Source organism: Bartonella sp. CL435QHHD (genome assembly GCF_042195095.1).
Classification (GTDB): domain Bacteria; phylum Pseudomonadota; class Alphaproteobacteria; order Rhizobiales; family Rhizobiaceae; genus Bartonella.
This window is the reverse complement of sequence record NZ_JBHINS010000081.1, coordinates 123,184-141,914: the sequence shown is the minus strand read 5'-3', so window position 1 is coordinate 141,914 and position 18,731 is coordinate 123,184. Positions and strand designations below refer to the sequence as shown.

Sequence of the window (18,731 nt, the reverse complement as noted above, 5' to 3'; positions counted from 1 at the left end):
AAAATATTGTTTATTTCCTGATCTATCCCCTGTTTTTCTTAATTCTTTCATGTCTATTGGTATACACTTGTTGTCCAAACAGTTAGATATAACCACAGTCACTTCGATAGATATAAAACACTTAACCTTAGAGCTGTATTTTGAGTTTACCAATTACAAATTATAATAAAATATCAAAAAGAGTAAAAAAACACGATAAAAGCAAATTTTTTCATTCTAAAAATACATTGATTTATAATCATGTTTTATTGTTTGCCATGTTCAATGAGAAATCCGAATATCGTAATGTTTTCTCATTTCAAACCTATTTATATTGAATCAAACAAAACCGTCTCTCTTACACGTCATAAGAGGAATTAGTATTAAGTAAAAATTGTATAAAAAAGCACAAAAATGCCGATAAATGCCTCAAGTGCTAAAATCTATTGCAACATCGGAAGCTGACAAATAGGCAAAGTATATGATAGCGTCAGCTTATTTCTTCATAAGTGTAAAGATGATGGAGCTCAATGGATTTATCATTGTACCATTCACGAGCGCCAGCGTAAAGTGAGCTTTAAGAGATATCTCTTAAAACAAAGCCTGTAAAATGGCATTCTCCTCACACTATATTCTTATTGAAATAATGATCACCTTGAACCGTGTGAGTTTAGATCTTCAGATCTCATCTGTATAACATTTTAATGTGATTGTTATCCAATATTAAAATACTTCTAACATGATGTACAAACTATAAAGAAATAAGAAAAAACATTTGAAAATGTAAATATGAAATCTAAAAATTTAACTCTAAGATACAATCTATCTTCATTCATATAAATACACAGTATACATTCTTAAACCTATAAGACTAAGAAAACCTAAACATTGATGCAACCTATAACCCTACCTGAGAAACAGTGACAATCATGTTAAATCAAATTGTCCGCAAGTGTCTCTCATTGAAAAAAACAATATCTTATCTGGACGGCACATATAACAACTTTTTATACGAAAAAACCATAAAGAAGTAATTCGTTATGAATCACAGCTTCCAAGACAAGAAGATATTCCCTACCTCTTGTGCCGTCTGTAAATTCTCATCATAAACAGTTCTAAATCGAATCCATCATGCCTTGTATCTAATCAAAATCGATCTTACCAAAGATCATGCTGAAAAACGTAATAATATTATTCATAAAAAATAAAAAAAATCACAATAGATGTTTTTTGGCAATTTCACCAGCATTAGCCGCAATGCTTAAATCTAATCTAAGAAATAAAATATTCATTTTCAGAAAGATGAAAAGAAGCTCGTAAAAAAGAGTTTTTGCAATCTGTTTCCTAAAGCATGTGATATAGTAGCAACACGCGGCAAGAATATGCAATGCTAAAGTTTCAGCAATCAAAAGCAATTTTTACTGAAAAAAGAGAAAACAGCATCATTTTATACTAAAACAGTCAACAGAAAACGTTTAGCAACAAAATCAACCAAAAAACATCAAAAAGGTTCGGGAGTTTACAGAAAAATAAGCTAATAGAATAAAAGGAAAACTCTCTAACTTTTTATAGCCTATTAATATCATTTAAACATGGTGATCCCGACAGGATTCGAACCTGTGACCCACGGCTTAGAAGGCCGTTGCTCTATCCAGCTGAGCTACGGGACCCAACTGATTATTTTCTCAATTCAAAATAGCATCTTTAATTCAATGTGTCCAAGAATGCTGCCGATCACTGCGAAAATTATCAGAATAAGAAATAGCACGTCGAATCGACGTATGTTTCTTTTCTACACGGTAAGAGATAGCATTCTTACGCGCAAAAGCAATCGCTTCTTCCTTCCTATTAAATCGGATTCTTACCTGATTATTCATATCAGACGTTGCCGTGTACCCCATAAGAGGTTCAAGCATTTTCGCTTTCACCGGCTCATACTCTAGAATCCAAAAACCTGTATTCCCCTTACCTGACTGCATAGCTGTCTTAGCAGGACTATAAATACGTGCGATCATGCCTTTTTCCTTCAGATTACACAACGCTTGAATGATAGTTTCTCACCACACGTACCCAATTGGGTCATTCTCACACACTCAATCAAATATGGTCGGAGCGATAGGATTCGAACCTACGACCCCCTGATCCCAAATCAGGTGCGCTACCAGGCTGCGCTACGCTCCGCCATTTACATTTACTTGATGCACATTTCCTAAAATTTTCACAACAGAAGTGCAAGAGAAAAACACACTTTTTTTTAATTTTGTTGCATTTCTTTACAAAAAAGCACATTTTTAAATCTTTTTCCCTATTCAATAACAGATTTATTAACAAGTAGTAGAAAATAACCTCCGTAGAAAATCCAATCTATATTAAAAAAGAATGAATTTCTCTATAAGGACTTCATAATTTTTGTCCTGTTTTAAGCAAGCTCTCACTGTATCAAAACGCATTCCACAGATACAATTTTAGAAAAAAACGACTTAAATATCATAGAAAAACTTTCCCAAAGAGCACATAAGCCAAAAAATTCAGCTGTATTAAGCTTTTTCCTCTCTTTTTCTATCTTCCCAAAGACGCTTTTATTAAAAATTCTAGAATCTTCTACAATCCAAATCCATAAACAACAAACATTTTTTCAAAGCACAAAGATTTTATTATAAATAAAATAAAGCGCTCTTTTTAGAAAAATTTTCAAATGCGAAGATGGAAAGAATTCAACATCATACAATAAAATCTCAAAGCTATTTAAAATAAACACATGATAAAAGTAAAAAATATTATTTTTTACTTTTATATAGATATCCAAAAAGGAGAAAATTTAAATGACTTGTCTTTCCACGTATTGAAACGATAGTAGAAGGACAGAATAAGTAAGCCATGATAAGGAGTATTTACGGATTTCTTCTATTCAAAACTTCAGCAATAACAGAACGTGTTATTTTTCTTTTTCTTTGTAATGCCAACTGATCAACAGAATCAATAACACGCTTCAATGAAAATAAAGAACGTTCACAACGACTTACAAGATAATAAACCGTATCTGGATGTACAATAAGTTGCCTATCTGAAAAAAGCTTAAATGCAACAGCTGTTAACAATGCATCATCAGGCTGATTAATTTCAACGAACATCACCGAATTAAGACGACTTTTTAGATCATTTAACATTAAATTCCAAGCGGAAGGAAGTGTTTGTGCCGTCATCAATAAAGTAGCCTGTCGTGCATCAAGATTTGCTTGCTTAATACTGTTAATTAAATGAAAAAGTTCTGTCTCATTGATTTCACCTGTATCAATATCCTCTATTAAAAATGATCTGCCTAAAGAAGCCATAGTAATAGCCTGATCAATTTCATTGTGCTGAATCCTGAAAGCATCTGCTTTTTGGAGCCATATATTAGAAAAGTGCGTTTTTCCAGAGCCTTCTTTACCAACCAAAACTGCAATAGGTAAGCTCCAATTGGGCCAGTGATCAATAAGCTGAAAAGCCATACGATTGCTTTCCGTTACCACTAAATCCTCAAATTGAAAAATCGGATCATAGGGAAAATTTAAAGATAATTGCGTTTCACGCCCATTCATTTTAGCGGCTCCGAATTTCCGCTTCGCGAATACATCTGAGAACTCAGATAAGTATGAAGAGCAAAACGAACTAAAACGCCAACAGCCGCGGCCGCAGGAATAGCAACAAGCATACCAGTAAAACCAAAGAGTGAAGAAAAAGCAAAAAGTGAAAACATCAACCATACGGGATGTAATCCCACTGATGAACCTACAAGCTTGGGTTGAAGGATATAACCTTCAATAAACTGACCAATTAAAAAAAGTGCCATCACAACGATGATTCCCCCCCAATTATTGGGATAAAACTGGACCCATGCAATACCAACAGAAAGGACCAAGCCACTCATTGTGCCGATATAAGGAACAAAGCTAATAAGACCAATAAACATACCAATCAAAAGACTAAAATTGAGTCCTGCAATCGTTAAACCAATAGCATAATAGCCTCCCAATATGAGACAAACTGTTCCTTGTCCACGAACAAAGCCTGCAATAGCTCTATCCATTTCATGAAAAATACTACGAACAGTTTCAAGATGATCACGCGGTATTAACGAATCGATTGCTGTTACCATACGTGGCCAATCTAATAACATATAAAATGCCACCACAGGTGCCACAACAAATAGGCTAACGATATTAACGATTGATTTTCCTGACTTTAAAAGTGAATTCAAAAGAGACGTAATAAAATCCGAACCTTCTCCCAAAAATCCTTTAATATTATTCCGTAATTCATTTGGATCACTTCCAAAATAGCGCCTTAACCAATCAAAATCATGCTCAACAAAAAAGGTTTGAATACGATTAATGTAAACAGGTAAACCATCACTCATAAATTGCTGTATTTGCCAACTAATAACAGGAATCAAAATAATTAAAGCAGCAACAAAGGTAATAACAATAAATAGGGTGATAAGGACAGTCCCAAACACACGACGAATACCAAATTTTTCAAGTAATTGAACAATGGGATTGAGAAAATAAGCCAACACAATCCCTGCCACAAAAGGAAGCAAAATTGATCCAAAAACAAACATAAAAAAAATGAAAAAAATCAGCGTACCAAGCCAAAAAAAGATTTGCCTTTTCATATTATTCGGCAAAGGTAATTGAGTATACGCTGGCACATAAGTCTTATAACGATCACGAGATGTATTCTCACTCACTTTCTTTCTCATAAGCTGCCAAGAGGACTGTCCGTGATTATCTGATATCTTGCTCATAAAATATCCTAAAAAATTCTTCACAAAAAATTATAAACAACTTCAAAATAAGGTACAAGAAAAGTTGCTTATTTTCTTATCAATATCTCTTGCAGAGAGAACTCTATCATGGCATTGCATAATATCAAAACCTGATTTTCCATTAAAGGAAGGCTCCAATGAGCAATCAAGATCTTACAAATAATAAATCCAAGGCTGGGGATAAATCCAAAGCTGGTCTTACCTACGCAAAAGCCGGTGTAAACATCGATATGGGTAATGCCATGGTAGAAAAAATTAAACCCTTTATACGCGCAACAAAACGAGCCGGAACAGATGCAGAAATTGGCGGTTTTGGTGGACTTTTTGATTTAAAAGCAGCAGGCTTTACGGATCCTATCCTAGTAGCAGCCAATGATGGTGTGGGAACAAAATTAAAAATTGCCATTGAAGTAGGTCACCATAACACTGTAGGTATTGATCTTGTAGCTATGTGTGTCAATGATTTACTCGTACAAGGGGCTGAACCTCTCTTTTTTCTGGATTATTTTGCAACTGGAAAGCTTGACCCTGAACAAGGAGCTGCGATTGTTTCCGGTATTGCAGAAGGATGTAAACAAGCCGGTGCTGCTCTTATTGGAGGAGAAACTGCAGAAATGCCAGGAATGTATGCAGAGGGAGATTATGATCTAGCTGGTTTTGCTGTTGGAGCATGCGAACGTAGCAAGTTACTCCCTTCAAAAGATTTGACAGAAGGTGATATTATATTAGGTCTAAGCGCCTCTGGAATTCATTCCAATGGCTTTTCGCTTGTTCGACGAATCATCCAGCAAAATTATCTCAAATGGAATGACCCTGCCCCTTTTTCCCCCGAAAGCAGCCTTGGTATAGCACTTCTTACACCAACACGCATTTATGTAAAATCGCTTCTTCCCATCATGAGAAAATATGAAGGGATTAAAGCTCTTGCTCATATTACGGGTGGAGGTTTTCCTGAAAATATTCCACGTGTCCTTCCATCCTCTCTCTGCGCTGAAGTTAATCTTTCTAACATCAATGTTCCAGCAGTATTTTCATGGATTGCCAAACAAGGTAAAATAGAAGAAACAGAAATGTTAAGAACATTTAATTGTGGTATTGGCATGATCATTATCGTAGCACAGCATGCAGCTGAAACAATTACACAAGCTCTTGAAAGAAAAGGAGAGACTGTAACTCCCCTTGGCATTTTAACAAAATGCCAAGATCAAAATAAAGGAATACTTTATAAAGGGGTACTGCATTTATGAAAAAACAAATCGTCGTTTTCATTTCTGGTAATGGATCCAATATGGTCGCCCTTGCTCAAGCTAGTCAACAAACGGCATATCCTGCTGAAATCGTTGCGGTTATTTGCGATAATCCGCGTGCCAACGGTATTGAAAAAGCGCAAAACCATAACTTACCTATTCATATTGTTGATCGTAAAATTTACAAAACAAAAGAAGAGCATGAAGAAAATATTTTTACAATTTTAAATCAATATAAACCGGATTTTCTCTGCTTTGCAGGGTATATGCGCCTTATCTCACCACGTTTTGTAAAACTTTATGAAGGACGAATTTTAAACATTCATCCTTCTCTTTTGCCTTCATTTAAAGGCTTAAACACACATGAAAAAGCTTTACAAGCAGGTGTAAAAATCACGGGTTGCACTGTTCACCTTGTTACAGAAGACATGGATGCAGGAAAAATCCTTGCCCAAGCAGCCGTTCCAGTCTATCCCCATGATACTGCTAAGTGCTTAGCACAAAGAGTTCTTAAAGCAGAGCATAAACTCTATCCCGAAGCCTTAAAAGCATTTATTGAAGGGAAGAGCAAAATGGTCGATACGCAACAACAGCTTTTATCTTTTTGAGTGTATCAACAATCTATTAATCAGCATATTTCAATGCTTTACACATAGTTTTTGCTCAGTATCTACAATTGAAAATCTCTATGAAATATTGACATAATAGAGTCCATCTCTTCATAAATTTTTGCACAAAATATGTAATTTTTTGAATTTTAGTTCATTTTTAAAATTTTTCTTCTTTATTCAATTCTATGACATTATCATAAGCTCTATTTATCAAAATACTCTCGTATTTCGCCTAAAAAGTCTTAAAATACGCAATTTTCTATTGCATAAATTTTTGTTTATGACGAAAGTGTTTCTTTAACTGTTACAGCTAACTGTTTGAGTGTAAAAGGCTTAGATAAAAAACCAAAAACAGCATCTTGTGGAAGATTTTTAGCAAAGGCATCTTTTGCATATCCAGAAACGAAAAGAAATTTGATATCAGGATAGTTTTTACGGACTTCCTTCAATAAAGTGGGCCCATCCATTTCTGGCATCACCACATCGGAAACAATAATATCAACTTCTCCTTTTTGTTCCTCAAGAATAGAGAGTGCTTCCACCCCACTTGCTGCCTCTAAAACCGTATATCCTCTCATTTGAAGAGCTCTTACCCCCCCCATTCTGACCGCATCTTCATCTTCAACCAATAAAACAGTCGCAGATCCTGTTAAGTCTATATTTTTATCTTTCTCTTCATCTTTTTCAATCTTTTGAGAAATTTCTCCTTTTATATTGGGGATATAACGGGGAAGAAAAATATGAAATGTTGCTCCTTCACCTTCTTTACTTTCACAATAAATGTACCCACCGCTCTGCTTGATAATTCCATAAACCATTGATAAACCAAGTCCTGTTCCTTTTCCAACTTCTTTTGTTGTAAAAAATGGCTCAAACATTTTTTCTTGTATAGCAGCAGATATACCAGCCCCTGTATCTGAAATAGTCAATTGCACATACTCGCCAATTGCTAAACCAAGATGATTAAATTCAGCACTTTGTTGCTTTGTAATATTGTTTGTCGCAATCGTAACAATACCTCCATCTAACATGGCATCACGCGCATTAATAACCAAATTCATAATAACACGCTGGAAAGATGCTTGATCAACTTCAACGCTCCACAAATCTCTTCCATGGATAATTTTTAACTGAATATTATTCCCCAAAAGTGGTAAAATAAGATTGCGGATATCTGATAAAAATTCAGTAAAATCAACTTCTTCAGGTCGAAGTGTTTGCTTTCTAGAAAAAGCTAATAATTGCTGTACAAGAGCAGCTGCTCGATTAGCATTATTTTTAATATTGATCAGATCAGCATGAGCAGGATCAGAACTACGATGCGTATTTAAAAGAAGATCACACGACATTAAAATTGCTGTTAAAACATTATTAAAATCATGAGCAATGCCGCCAGCCAATTGTCCTACAGCTTGCATCTTCTGACTTTGCATCATTTTGTCTTCAAGTGTTTTTTGTTCGGTTGTTTCAATGACAGAGATAATAAGCAAATCTTGCAATGCATCACCATGATAAGGCGGTACAGACATAATATGGAGTCGTAAATGGCATTCTTCATTTTTTTCTAAAACAGTTTCTAGAGAAACAAAATAATTTTTATTTGTCGCAATTCTCTGAAAAGAACGCTCTAACTGCACACAATCACGACGAGAAATAACATCATAAAAATTGACAGCTTTGTCCATACATCCCGTGAGTGATGAAAAAGCTTTATTCATATGAATCAATTGCCCTGCATGATCCACCACGGCTATTGCAAAAGGACTCGCATCAAAATATTCTCCTAATATACTGGGTAATTTTAATTGATCGTCCTCTTCTTTTTGTATTTGTTGTGGAATGATCACAATACGATAAATGGCCTCCTCTTCTAAGAGAGAAGAAACAGATATAAGACAATGGAATATTTTCTCACAAGTCGTGTGTGAATTTAAACATAACGAAAACCTATAAGGTAAAGAGTAACCTGAACTTTGATATCTGTTGGTTTGCAAACAGATATCACTCCATGAGCTCTTAGCGCCAACGCTATCAAATAACGAATCAAAATTATATTGACCAATTGAGAAATTCGCTAAATCAATTGAAAACCATTCGGCAAAAATCGCATTGGCATAAAGAATAGTTCCATGTCTATTAACGGATACAAAACCAATAGGGGCTTGATCCAAGTGATTGATAGCCTCTTGAAGGTTCGAGAAAAAAACTTCTCGCGTTTGTTGTAAATGCGAAATATCAGTAATACGCCAAAATAAAAGCTTTTTTTTCTGTTTTGTGATAGGCTGCACGGAAATATTATACCAAACAGATTTTTTTGGTGTAGAATCGGTAAAAATTGGTTGTTCTACTCTCAATTCCTCTTGCGCTGCAAGATTATTACAGGCAGCAACCTTTAAGCGATACGAGAGTGCACCTGCTCCTGGAAGATCAGCAATAACCATATAACAAGACACTTCAGGCTTATAGGTCAGAATTTTTTGATAGTTTTGATTAGAATAATAAACAAAACCAGAAAGATCAGAGATTACAATTGCATCATCGCTCCTATTAAAGATGCTAAAATCAAAATCTTCATGCGACCACACATGATATCTTAAAATGCCCATTCCACACAAAACGAGTGTTGCAACACCGATAATTGCTAGAATCAAAAAAGATATTGATATCGCCTTTTGCAAATAGCTTTGTGGATAAAAAAAACCTAAAATACCCACAATGAAAAGAAAAACTAATATAAAAACAACACCAAAAATCACAACTCTTCGATGAACAGAAGACACTGATCTTTTATTATTATCAAAACCTTTATCCATCTCTCATTGCCTTAGATTTAGCTGTTTCTTATATCACAAAACTTCCTTTATATTCATTGTTATAAAGTATATACTATGATATTATCTTTCTAAGAAAGCTCACTTAATGTTAAAAATTTTATTTCTTGTATTTAAGTGAGCCTTTTAAGGGTGTATTTATAAATTTATCTCGATAAAAAACGATATTTTCACACAAAAATGGGAGAAAATCTATGTATATCTGGTTATCAGAGCAAATAGGTGTATCTGCTGCGAAAATAACGATAAGCTCTTTGTTTTTTATAATAACAATCACAGCTATTACCATAATTATCTTGTTTTTACGTCGTTTAAGTACGAGAAGATTCAGCATTAATAGAAAAAAAAGTCTATCACGATTAGCATTATGTGAAGTAATTTCTATAGATCGAGTACGCCGCCTTGTTTTAGTCCGTTGCGATAATAAAGAACATTTGCTCCTTATTGGCGGATTAACAGATGTGGTTGTAGAATCCGATATTACAGGTACATCTAAAATACAAAAGAGAGAAACACACACACATCTAAATTCCGCCCCTACAGAAAGAAACAACATATCGGATAAAAATCCCTCTCCTTTTACGAATCAAGCGGTAAAAGATTCAGCAATCACCGCCGAAATTGAGGGGCGGCAAGAACCATCTTTATTCATTCCTACTCCTCAAAAATAAAAATACACAATTTTATCACCACGAATTTCGTTTTTTATCATTTCAATGACTTTAATCATCGCGATAAACTCTTTCACGTCGTTCGTGACGTTCTTGCGCTTCCAATGACAAAACGGCTATCGGCCGAGCCTCAAGACGCTTTATACTAATGGGCTCGCCGGTTTCTTCACAAAAACCGTATGTCCCATTATCAATGCGCTCTAAAGCAGCATCTATTTTTGAAATAAGTTTCCTCTGACGATCACGAGCACGTAATTCGATTGTACGATCAGTTTCACAAGAAGCCCGATCAGTCAAATCGGGTTGACCAACATTCTCTTCCTGCAAATTTTCCAAAGTCTCACGAGCTTCTTTTAATATATCATTCTTCCAAGAAACCAGTTTAGCACGAAAATACGCCTTTTGCCGCTCATTCATAAAAGGCTCATCTTCACTAGGGCGATATTGACCATCAATCTCTTCGCTCATGCAATAAAAAACCTCCACATATGCTATGTGCGGTCTATATATTGTGCAATACCCATCAACACAAGAGTAAAATGTCTTTTCATAACAATTGACGAATATGTCTAAATGCACTGTTTAGGTTTAATCGCTTTTTATGTAGATTGGATTCTTGATCAAATCTCATCCAGAATCATTTTTCTCGCTTATTGAAAAACTTTAAAAAGAAGGAAATCTAATATCAGATATCAGAGCCATCCCTCCCCTACTCTCTCATTCATTGTTTAAAGTCTAAATGAAGCAACAATAAATCATTTCATCAATGCAAAAAAATAAAATCTTTATAAAGGCAAAGTGTGATATTCACGTTTCAAATACATCAAAGCATCTTTTTCTTGATTACAGTTAATTGCAACAACCTCACCAATCAAAACACAATGGGTTGCGTGCTCATGCCAACAAATCAAACGACAATCAAACGATGCTAGAGCGTCTGAAAGACTAGGCGCCCCCGTTTGCAAAGCTCCCCATTGAGCAACATCAAAACGCTCATTTTGTGTAGAATTGCAACGCCTCGAAAAAACATCCGCTAATGAACGATGCTTTCCTGCCAAGCTATTAACACAAAAATTTCCATTCTCCATAAACACCTGATTCTTTAAATTATGGCGCATGAGACAAACAAGAAGGGTTGGAGGATCATCAGATAAAGAACAACACGCCGAAACAGTCACCCCGCGTCTTCCCTTAATACCATTTGTTGTCACAATATGCACAGCTCCTGCAAAAAGACTCATGGCATCTCGATATTCTTGGGAAGAAACCGCAATAGTATGTTTATGTTGAAGTTCAGGCATCAAATATGTTTTATGATTCGACATATCTTTCACTTATAAAGCTTTAAAATTTCAAGCGATCTTTCCATAAAAAGATCTATAATACATATTTTTTCTTTTCCGTCATAACACAAAAGATATTTGTGTATACACAGCGATATGATAAAAACTGCCAATCAAGGAGATTTTAATGCCCCATTCTCATCTCATTTCGCCTTCTCTCTTGGCTTCTGATTTTTCTAAACTTGGACAAGAAATGTTAGATGTTGTTGATGCTGGTGCAGATTGGCTTCATCTTGATATTATGGATGGGCACTTTGTTCCTAACATCACCTTTGGTCCTGAAATAGTCAAGGCTCTACGCCCATTAACAAAAGCAATATTTGATGTCCACCTGATGATCGCACCAGTAGACCCTTATTTGGAAGCTTTTGCAAAAGCGGGTTCAGATATTATAACCATTCATGCTGAAGCAAGTCCACATCTTCATCGTTCATTACAAACAATCAAAAAAATGGGAAAAAAAGCAGGAATCGCACTCAATCCAAGCACCCCTGAACATGTACTTGAATATTTGCTTGATCAATTAGATCTCATTCTCATCATGACAGTCAATCCCGGTTTTGGTGGACAAAGTTTTATTCCAGAAATAAAAGATAAAATTAAGCGCGTTAAAAGCATGATTGCAAACCGCCCTATTGATCTTGAAGTTGATGGTGGTATCACCGTTGATACAATTGGGATAGCAGCAAAAGCTGGTGCAAATGTATTTGTCGCAGGCTCTGCAATTTATAAAGATGGAAATAAAGAGCTTTACAGAACACGTATTAATGCATTGCGCCAAGCCGCAATCCTCTCACAACAAGGAAAAAAATGATGATCGCACGTTATTCCCGCCCTGCAATGGTAACAATTTGGTCTCCCGAAACAAAATATCGTATTTGGTTTGAAATTGAAGCCCATGCCTGTGATGCCCTTGCTCACTTAGGGATTATTCCGAAAGAAGCCGCCAAAGTCATTTGGGAAAAAGGGGCAGCAGCTAAATTTGATGTCAATCGCATTGATGAAATTGAAGCAATTACCAAACATGATGTTATCGCATTTCTAACCCACCTAGCTGAATTCATTGGACCAGAAGCACGTTTTATCCACCAAGGCATGACATCATCTGATGTTCTCGATACAACGCTGAACATTCAATTGATGCGTGCGAGTGATATTTTGCTAAAGGATATAGATCAACTTCTTGAAGCATTAAAAAGACGTGCTTTTGAGCATAAAGAGACAATCACCATTGGGCGGAGTCATGGCATTCATGCTGAACCGACAACATTTGGAATCAAGTTTGCTCTTGCATACGCTGAATTTTCCCGTTGTCGCAAACGTCTTCTTGCAGCACGAGAAGAAATTTCTACTTGCGCGATTTCAGGAGCCGTAGGAACTTTTGCAAATATCGATCCACGCGTTGAAGAACATGTAGCAAAAGCCTTGAGGATGCGTGCTGAACCAGTTTCCACCCAAGTAATACCAAGAGATCGTCATGCTATGTTTTTTGCAACACTTGGTGTTATTGCTTCCTCTATTGAAAGGCTAGCGATAGAAATACGCCATTTACAACGAACAGAAGTTCTTGAAGCAGAGGAACATTTCTCACCTGGGCAAAAAGGTTCATCGGCAATGCCTCATAAACGTAATCCAGTTTTAACAGAAAATTTAACTGGATTAGCCCGTATGGTACGTGCATTTGCACTCCCAGCCATGGAAAATGTAGCTCTTTGGCATGAACGTGATATTTCCCATTCATCTGTTGAGCGTTATATTGCTCCAGATGCGACTATTACACTTGATTTTGCTCTTTCTCGCCTCACATCTGTCATTGAAAATCTTATTGTCTATCCAGAAAATATGCAAAAAAATCTCAATAAATTCCGCGGTCTTGTTCACTCACAACGGGTTCTTTTAGCCCTCACACAAGCAGGGATTAGTCGTGAAGATTCTTATCGAATTGTACAACGAAATGCGATGAAAGTTTGGGAACAAGGAAAAGATTTTTTAGAAGAACTCCTCAATGACAAAGATGTTACCAAAGCTTTAAGTGAAGAAGAACTTCGCGAAAAATTTGATCTTTCTTACCACACCAAACATATCAATACGATTTTTAAACGTGTTTTTGAAGAACAATAAAGCGACATAGAAAACCAAAATCCATTCCACCTATGATCAAAAATCTGTTGTAACAAAGAAAACAATTCATGAGAGCAAATCAACTCGATATTCTTATTGTTCCTGGCTACAAAGGATCTGGTCCAGATCATTGGCAAACACGCTGGGAAAAAAAATTGTCGACAGCCCGCCGCATTGAACAACTCCATTGGTCAAAGCCTGTTTGTGAAGAGTGGGTTAACAAAGTTAAAACCGCCATCGCAAAAGCTCAAAGGCCTGTTATGCTTATTGCTCATTCATTAGGAGTTCCCAGTGTTATTCATGCAACTGTACAAAATACAGAAAAAATTTGTGGCGCATTCTTTGTTGCACCTCCAGATGTCGCCAATGAAAAAATACGTCCCAAACATTTAATGACATTTGGCCCCTATCATCGCCAAAAGCTTCCTTTTCCTTCTATTGTCATAGCCAGTCGCAACGATGAGTTTTGTCAATTTTCAGTAGCAGAAAAAATTGCCAATGATTGGGGATCACTCTTTGTTGATGCTGGGTATTCTGGCCATATTAACGCAGAATCCGGACACGGACCTTGGCCTGAAGGGCTTATGGTCCTCTCTCACTTTCTTGCAAAAATTTGATCCAAAAGAGGTGATCTTCTTTCTCATCGCTTATGTATCTTCACCTTTGGGTAAACGTGTAATGATAAAAATTATAAAAGTATCATAGCAATATCATTGAGAAATTCTATCAATTAGGATAGTATCATTTATCAATGTTATTAAAAACCTCTCAAGATAAATAGAGAATCATGATGAATCGTCGCCACCGTATTTATGAAGGCAAGGCTAAAATTTTATATGAAGGACCTGAACCAGGGACTTATATTCAATTTTTTAAAGATGATGCAACTGCCTTTAATGCAAAAAAACATGAAATTATCGACGGAAAGGGGGTTTTAAACAACCGAATTTCGGAACATATTTTTAGCCATCTTGGACGTTTGGGCATCCCAACACATTTTATCAAACGTATAAACATGCGCGAACAGCTTATTAAAGCGGTGGAAATCATTCCGTTGGAAGTTGTTGTTCGCAATGTTGCTGCTGGCTCTCTTGCTAAGCGTTTAGGACTGGAAGAAGGAACCCCGCTTCCGCAATCCATCATTGAATTCTACTATAAAAATGATTCTCTCGATGATCCTATGGTAACGGAAGAACATATCACAGCTTTTGGGTGGGCTGTCCCACAAGAGATAGAAGATATCATGCAACTTTCAATTCGTATTAATGATTTTCTTTCTGGGCTTTTTGCCGGTGTTAACATCCAATTAATTGATTTTAAAATGGAATTTGGTCGCCTGTGGGAAGATGAAACGATGCGCATTGTTCTTGCTGATGAAATCTCTCCTGATTCTGCACGACTATGGGATATGCACACACAAGAAAAAATGGATAAAGACCGTTTTCGTCGTGATATGGGTGGGCTTATTAATGCCTATCAAGAAGTTGCCAAACGTCTTGGTATTATGAATGAAAATGAACCAACACGACCAAGTGGTCCCGTTCTCGTAAAGTAAAAACAAGGTAAAAAAACATTACCTTATATAAATACCCCTCTTCAAAGGAGAGGTTCTTTTAAAAACAGGAAGCAAAAAATGAAAGCACGCATTACAGTTACTTTAAGAGAAAGCGTTCTTGATCCACAAGGAGAAGCAATTGTCGGTGCTTTAAAAAGTTTAGCTTTCGAAGGCATTCAATCCATTCGTCAAGGAAAGGTTTTTGATATTGTTCTTGATGAACTACCTTCTGAAACCGCAAAGAAAAAACTTGAACAAATGTGTGAAGAGTTACTCGCAAATACTGTCATTGAAAATTATACAATCGAACTTTTTTAAGTGAAACGCTCATGAAAACTGCCATCATTCAACTTCCTGGATTAAATCGTGATCGAGATATGGTTGCAGCATTACATCATATAACGGGAGTTGAGCCACTAAAAATTTGGCAAACAGAAACAACAATTCCAGATGTAGATGTTATTATTATTCCTGGTGGCTTTTCCTATGGCGACTACTTAAGGTGTGGTGCGATTGGAGCGCGAACTCCCGTCTTAAAAGCCATTCGTGAAAAAGCACAAGAAGGTACGACAATTATAGGTATCTGTAATGGATTTCAAATTTTGTTGGAAGCAGGATTATTACCCGGTACTTTAATGCGTAACGCTTCTTTAAAGTTTGTTTGTCGTGAAATCAAACTTGAAGTCGTCAACGCCAAGACAAAATTTTCTCGATATTATTCTAAAGGACAAATTATTCGTTGTCCTGTTGCCCATCATGACGGAAATTATTTTATTGATAGTGAAACATTGAAACAAATGGAAGACAATGAACAAATTGTTTTTCGCTATGCAGAAAATACAAACCCGAACGGCTCAATGAAAGATATTGCTGGTATTGTTAATAAAGCTGGTAATATTCTTGGTATGATGCCCCATCCTGAAAACTTTATTGAACCCGCCCATGGAGGTACTGACGGTCGTTTACTTTTTCAAAGTGCTTTAGAGTTAGTAAATGGATAATGCTGCAAAAATACTCGCGCTCCATAATTTAAAAAAACAAGGATTTATACCATTTCTCGCATCGTAAATCTATAAACAAAGCTCTTCACAAACAACAATGGATATTATTTTCTAAACACATAATTATTTAAGACCATTTTTAGTCTTAAATCCCACCAAATAAACGGACAAAATCTTCAGCTTACTGTCTATAAATATTTTTATTATTAAACAACATTATTGTTTATAATATAAGCTGCTAGGTTAAAAAAATAAAAATGCTAAATTTCGATTAATTTAACGGATAAATACTCATGAAGCCTTGCAATAACATCACTATTACACCAGAACTCATTGCACAACACGGGCTAAAAGAAGATGAATATCAACGTATCCTAACGTTAATTGGTAGAGAACCAACATTTACTGAACTAGGAATTTTTTCTGCAATGTGGAACGAACATTGTTCCTATAAATCATCTAAAAAATGGCTAAAAACTCTTCCAACAGAAGGAAAATGTGTCATCCAAGGACCTGGTGAAAATGCTGGTGTTGTCGATATTGGCGAAGGACAATGTGTTGTTTTCAAAATGGAAAGCCATAACCACCCTTCTTATATTGAACCTTATCAAGGTGCAGCGACAGGTGTTGGTGGTATTTTACGTGATGTATTTACAATGGGAGCCCGTCCTGTTGCTGCTATGAATGCATTGCGATTTGGTGCTCCTGATCATCCACGAACACGCCATCTTGTTTCTGGTGTTGTTTCTGGAATAGGTGGTTACAGCAATTCTTTTGGCGTTCCAACGGTTGGTGGAGAAGTAAATTTTGATGAGCGTTATAATGGCAATATCCTTGTTAACGCTTTTGTCGCCGGTATTGCAAAGACAAACGCCCTTTTTTATTCTAAAGCGCAAGGTATTGGACTCCCTGTTGTTTATCTTGGTGCAAAAACAGGACGTGATGGTGTCGGTGGAGCAACAATGGCCTCTGCTGAATTTGATGATTCAATCAGTGAAAAACGCCCAACTGTTCAAGTAGGTGATCCTTTTACAGAAAAATGTCTCCTTGAAGCATGTTTAGAGCTCATGGAACTTAGAGCCGTGGTTGCTATTCAAGATATGGGAGCCGCAGGACTCACCTCTTCTGCCGTTGAAATGGGAGCAAAAGGAAATTTAGGGATACAGCTTAATCTCGATACAGTTCCTGTTCGAGAAGAAAACATGACAGCCTATGAAATGATGCTTTCTGAAAGTCAAGAGCGTATGCTCATGGTCCTTAAACCAGAACTAGAAAAGCAAGCAGAAGCAATTTTTCATAAGTGGGGGCTACATTTTTCTATCATTGGGAAAACAACCGATGATTTACGTTTTCGTGTATTTCATCAAGGGGAAGAAGTTGTCAATCTTCCCATCAAAGAGCTTGGTGATGAAGCGCCTGTTTATGATCGTCCTTGGAGTGAGCCGGCAAAAAAAACACCTTTGAAAGCAGAAGACGTCAAAAAAGTTGAAAATCTTGGTGATGCGCTTCTGACCTTATTGAATTCTGCTAATCAAAGTTCACGGCGATGGGTTTATGAACAATATGATACCCTTATCCAAGGAAATAGCCTTGTTTGTCCAGGAGGTGATGCAGGCGTTATCCGTGTAGGAAACAACAGCAAACGTGCTCTTGCTTTTTCTTCTGATGTAACACCTCGCTATTGTGAAGCAGACCCTTATGAAGGGGGGAAACAAGCTGTCGCAGAATGCTGGCGAAACATTAGTACGACAGGTGCAACACCACTGGCTGCTACAGATAATCTCAATTTTGGTAACCCTGAAAAACCTGAAGTTATGGGACAGCTGGTTTTTGCTATTAAAGGTATAGGAGAAGCTTGTAGAATCCTCGATTTTCCTATCGTTTCAGGCAATGTTTCTCTTTACAACGAAACAAATGGGAAAGCCATTCTTCCAACCCCCACAATTGCAGGTGTAGGCCTTCTTAATGATTGGTCTAAAATGGTCACAATAAGTGGTATGCAAAATGGAGATATTCTTGTTTTAGTAGGAAATTGCGGCTCCCATTTAGGACAATCAATCTATGCACGTAACATTTTAAATATTGATGCAGGCGCCCCCCCCCCCTGTAGATTTACAACTTGAAAAAAAGCATGGTCAATTTGTTCGAGATGTCATACATCGTGGTTTTATTCACGCCGCCCATGACCTTTCTGACGGAGGATTAGCGATAGCACTTGCTGAAATGGTGATTAAAGCAGGTAAAGGAATCAAAGTAAAATTAAGCAATAAATCACCCCATCATGCAGAACTTTTTGGAGAAGACCAAGGACGTTATCTTTTAGCCGTCAAACCTCACTCTCTTAATAGTCTTAAAGAGCGTGCACAAATCAATACAGTTTCTTTAACAGAGCTAGGTCAAGTCGAGGGTACTTCTCTTAATATAGATGGGATATTAACACTTTCAGTAGACAAACTCACAAAAGCCTATGAAAACTGGTTTCCACAATTTATGGGTGAGGAATAAAAATTGTTTTTTCTCTTAAACAGCCTTTATAAAAAAATGAACAACATAGGAGAATAA

Annotated in this window: 15 protein-coding genes, 2 tRNA genes and 1 pseudogene; 10 read left to right on the top strand and 8 right to left on the bottom strand. The window is 36.4% G+C overall.

The window, feature by feature from the left end; translation table 11 throughout:
* Positions 1-1,572 precede the first annotated feature (1,572 nt).
* From ACFILH_RS07940 to ACFILH_RS07920, 5 genes are all read right to left on the bottom strand, one after another.
* Positions 1,573-1,649, bottom strand: a tRNA-Arg gene (locus tag ACFILH_RS07940).
* Positions 1,650-1,688: 39 nt separating this feature from the next.
* The gene (locus tag ACFILH_RS07935) at positions 1,689-1,994 is read right to left on the bottom strand and encodes an ETC complex I subunit (RefSeq protein ID WP_273791168.1); all 306 of its coding nucleotides are present in this window, start codon (positions 1,992-1,994) and stop codon (positions 1,689-1,691) included.
* Between the two features lie 89 nt (positions 1,995-2,083).
* Positions 2,084-2,160: transfer RNA gene (locus ACFILH_RS07930), tRNA-Pro, on the bottom strand.
* Positions 2,161-2,870: 710 nt separating this feature from the next.
* Positions 2,871-3,560, bottom strand: coding sequence for a DnaA regulatory inactivator HdaA (gene hdaA, locus ACFILH_RS07925; protein ID WP_375643182.1), 690 nt, complete (start codon positions 3,558-3,560; stop codon positions 2,871-2,873).
* Entirely contained in the window at positions 3,557-4,768 is a 1,212-nt protein-coding gene (locus tag ACFILH_RS07920) for an AI-2E family transporter (RefSeq protein WP_273791170.1), read from the bottom strand. Before ACFILH_RS07920 ends, hdaA begins: the two co-directional genes overlap by 4 nt.
* A 158-nt stretch (positions 4,769-4,926) precedes the next feature.
* On the opposite strand from ACFILH_RS07920, the gene purM reads away from it, so the two are divergent.
* A complete protein-coding gene (purM, locus tag ACFILH_RS07915) occupies positions 4,927-6,036 on the top strand; it encodes a phosphoribosylformylglycinamidine cyclo-ligase (protein WP_273791171.1) in 1,110 nt (369 codons plus the stop codon).
* Entirely contained in the window at positions 6,033-6,644 is a 612-nt protein-coding gene (purN, locus tag ACFILH_RS07910) for a phosphoribosylglycinamide formyltransferase (protein WP_375660039.1), read from the top strand. Before purM ends, purN begins: the two co-directional genes overlap by 4 nt.
* A 281-nt stretch (positions 6,645-6,925) precedes the next feature.
* On the opposite strand, the gene ACFILH_RS07905 is transcribed toward purN, so the two are convergent.
* Entirely contained in the window at positions 6,926-9,460 is a 2,535-nt protein-coding gene (locus tag ACFILH_RS07905) for a response regulator (RefSeq protein ID WP_375631258.1), read from the bottom strand.
* A gap of 212 nt (positions 9,461-9,672) precedes the next feature.
* Between ACFILH_RS07905 and ACFILH_RS07900 the strand changes: the two genes are divergently transcribed.
* Positions 9,673-10,149 (top strand): hypothetical protein, encoded by a 477-nt coding sequence (locus ACFILH_RS07900; RefSeq protein ID WP_375637472.1) that lies wholly within the window; start codon positions 9,673-9,675, stop codon positions 10,147-10,149.
* Positions 10,150-10,200: 51 nt separating this feature from the next.
* On the opposite strand, the gene dksA is transcribed toward ACFILH_RS07900, so the two are convergent.
* The gene (gene dksA, locus ACFILH_RS07895; protein WP_015856486.1) at positions 10,201-10,617 is read right to left on the bottom strand and encodes an RNA polymerase-binding protein DksA; all 417 of its coding nucleotides are present in this window, start codon (positions 10,615-10,617) and stop codon (positions 10,201-10,203) included.
* Positions 10,618-10,934: 317 nt separating this feature from the next.
* Complete coding sequence (locus ACFILH_RS07890) at positions 10,935-11,474, bottom strand: flavin reductase (RefSeq protein WP_273791175.1); 540 nt, start codon at positions 11,472-11,474, stop codon at positions 10,935-10,937.
* A 145-nt stretch (positions 11,475-11,619) separates the two neighbouring features.
* On the opposite strand from ACFILH_RS07890, the gene rpe reads away from it, so the two are divergent.
* The 7 genes and pseudogenes from rpe (at position 11,620) to purL (ending at position 18,674) form a co-directional block, all read left to right on the top strand.
* Positions 11,620-12,306: a ribulose-phosphate 3-epimerase gene (rpe, locus tag ACFILH_RS07885; protein WP_273791176.1), complete on the top strand. Its 687-nt coding sequence runs from the start codon at positions 11,620-11,622 to the stop codon at positions 12,304-12,306.
* Entirely contained in the window at positions 12,306-13,613 is a 1,308-nt protein-coding gene (gene purB, locus ACFILH_RS07880; RefSeq protein WP_375631281.1) for an adenylosuccinate lyase, read from the top strand. The genes rpe and purB overlap by 1 nt, the downstream gene beginning before the upstream one ends.
* A gap of 68 nt (positions 13,614-13,681) precedes the next feature.
* Positions 13,682-14,230, top strand: a complete 549-nt coding sequence (locus tag ACFILH_RS07875) for an RBBP9/YdeN family alpha/beta hydrolase (RefSeq protein ID WP_375631257.1) — start codon at positions 13,682-13,684, stop codon at positions 14,228-14,230.
* A 173-nt stretch (positions 14,231-14,403) separates the two neighbouring features.
* A complete protein-coding gene (purC, locus tag ACFILH_RS07870; RefSeq protein WP_273791179.1) occupies positions 14,404-15,168 on the top strand; it encodes a phosphoribosylaminoimidazolesuccinocarboxamide synthase in 765 nt (254 codons plus the stop codon).
* A 78-nt stretch (positions 15,169-15,246) separates the two neighbouring features.
* Positions 15,247-15,486, top strand: coding sequence for a phosphoribosylformylglycinamidine synthase subunit PurS (gene purS / locus ACFILH_RS07865; protein WP_273791180.1), 240 nt, complete (start codon positions 15,247-15,249; stop codon positions 15,484-15,486).
* Between the two features lie 11 nt (positions 15,487-15,497).
* A complete protein-coding gene (gene purQ / locus ACFILH_RS07860; protein WP_273791181.1) occupies positions 15,498-16,169 on the top strand; it encodes a phosphoribosylformylglycinamidine synthase subunit PurQ in 672 nt (223 codons plus the stop codon).
* A gap of 293 nt (positions 16,170-16,462) precedes the next feature.
* Positions 16,463-18,674, top strand: a pseudogene (gene purL / locus ACFILH_RS07855) (phosphoribosylformylglycinamidine synthase subunit PurL).
* Positions 18,675-18,731: the final 57 nt, after the last annotated feature.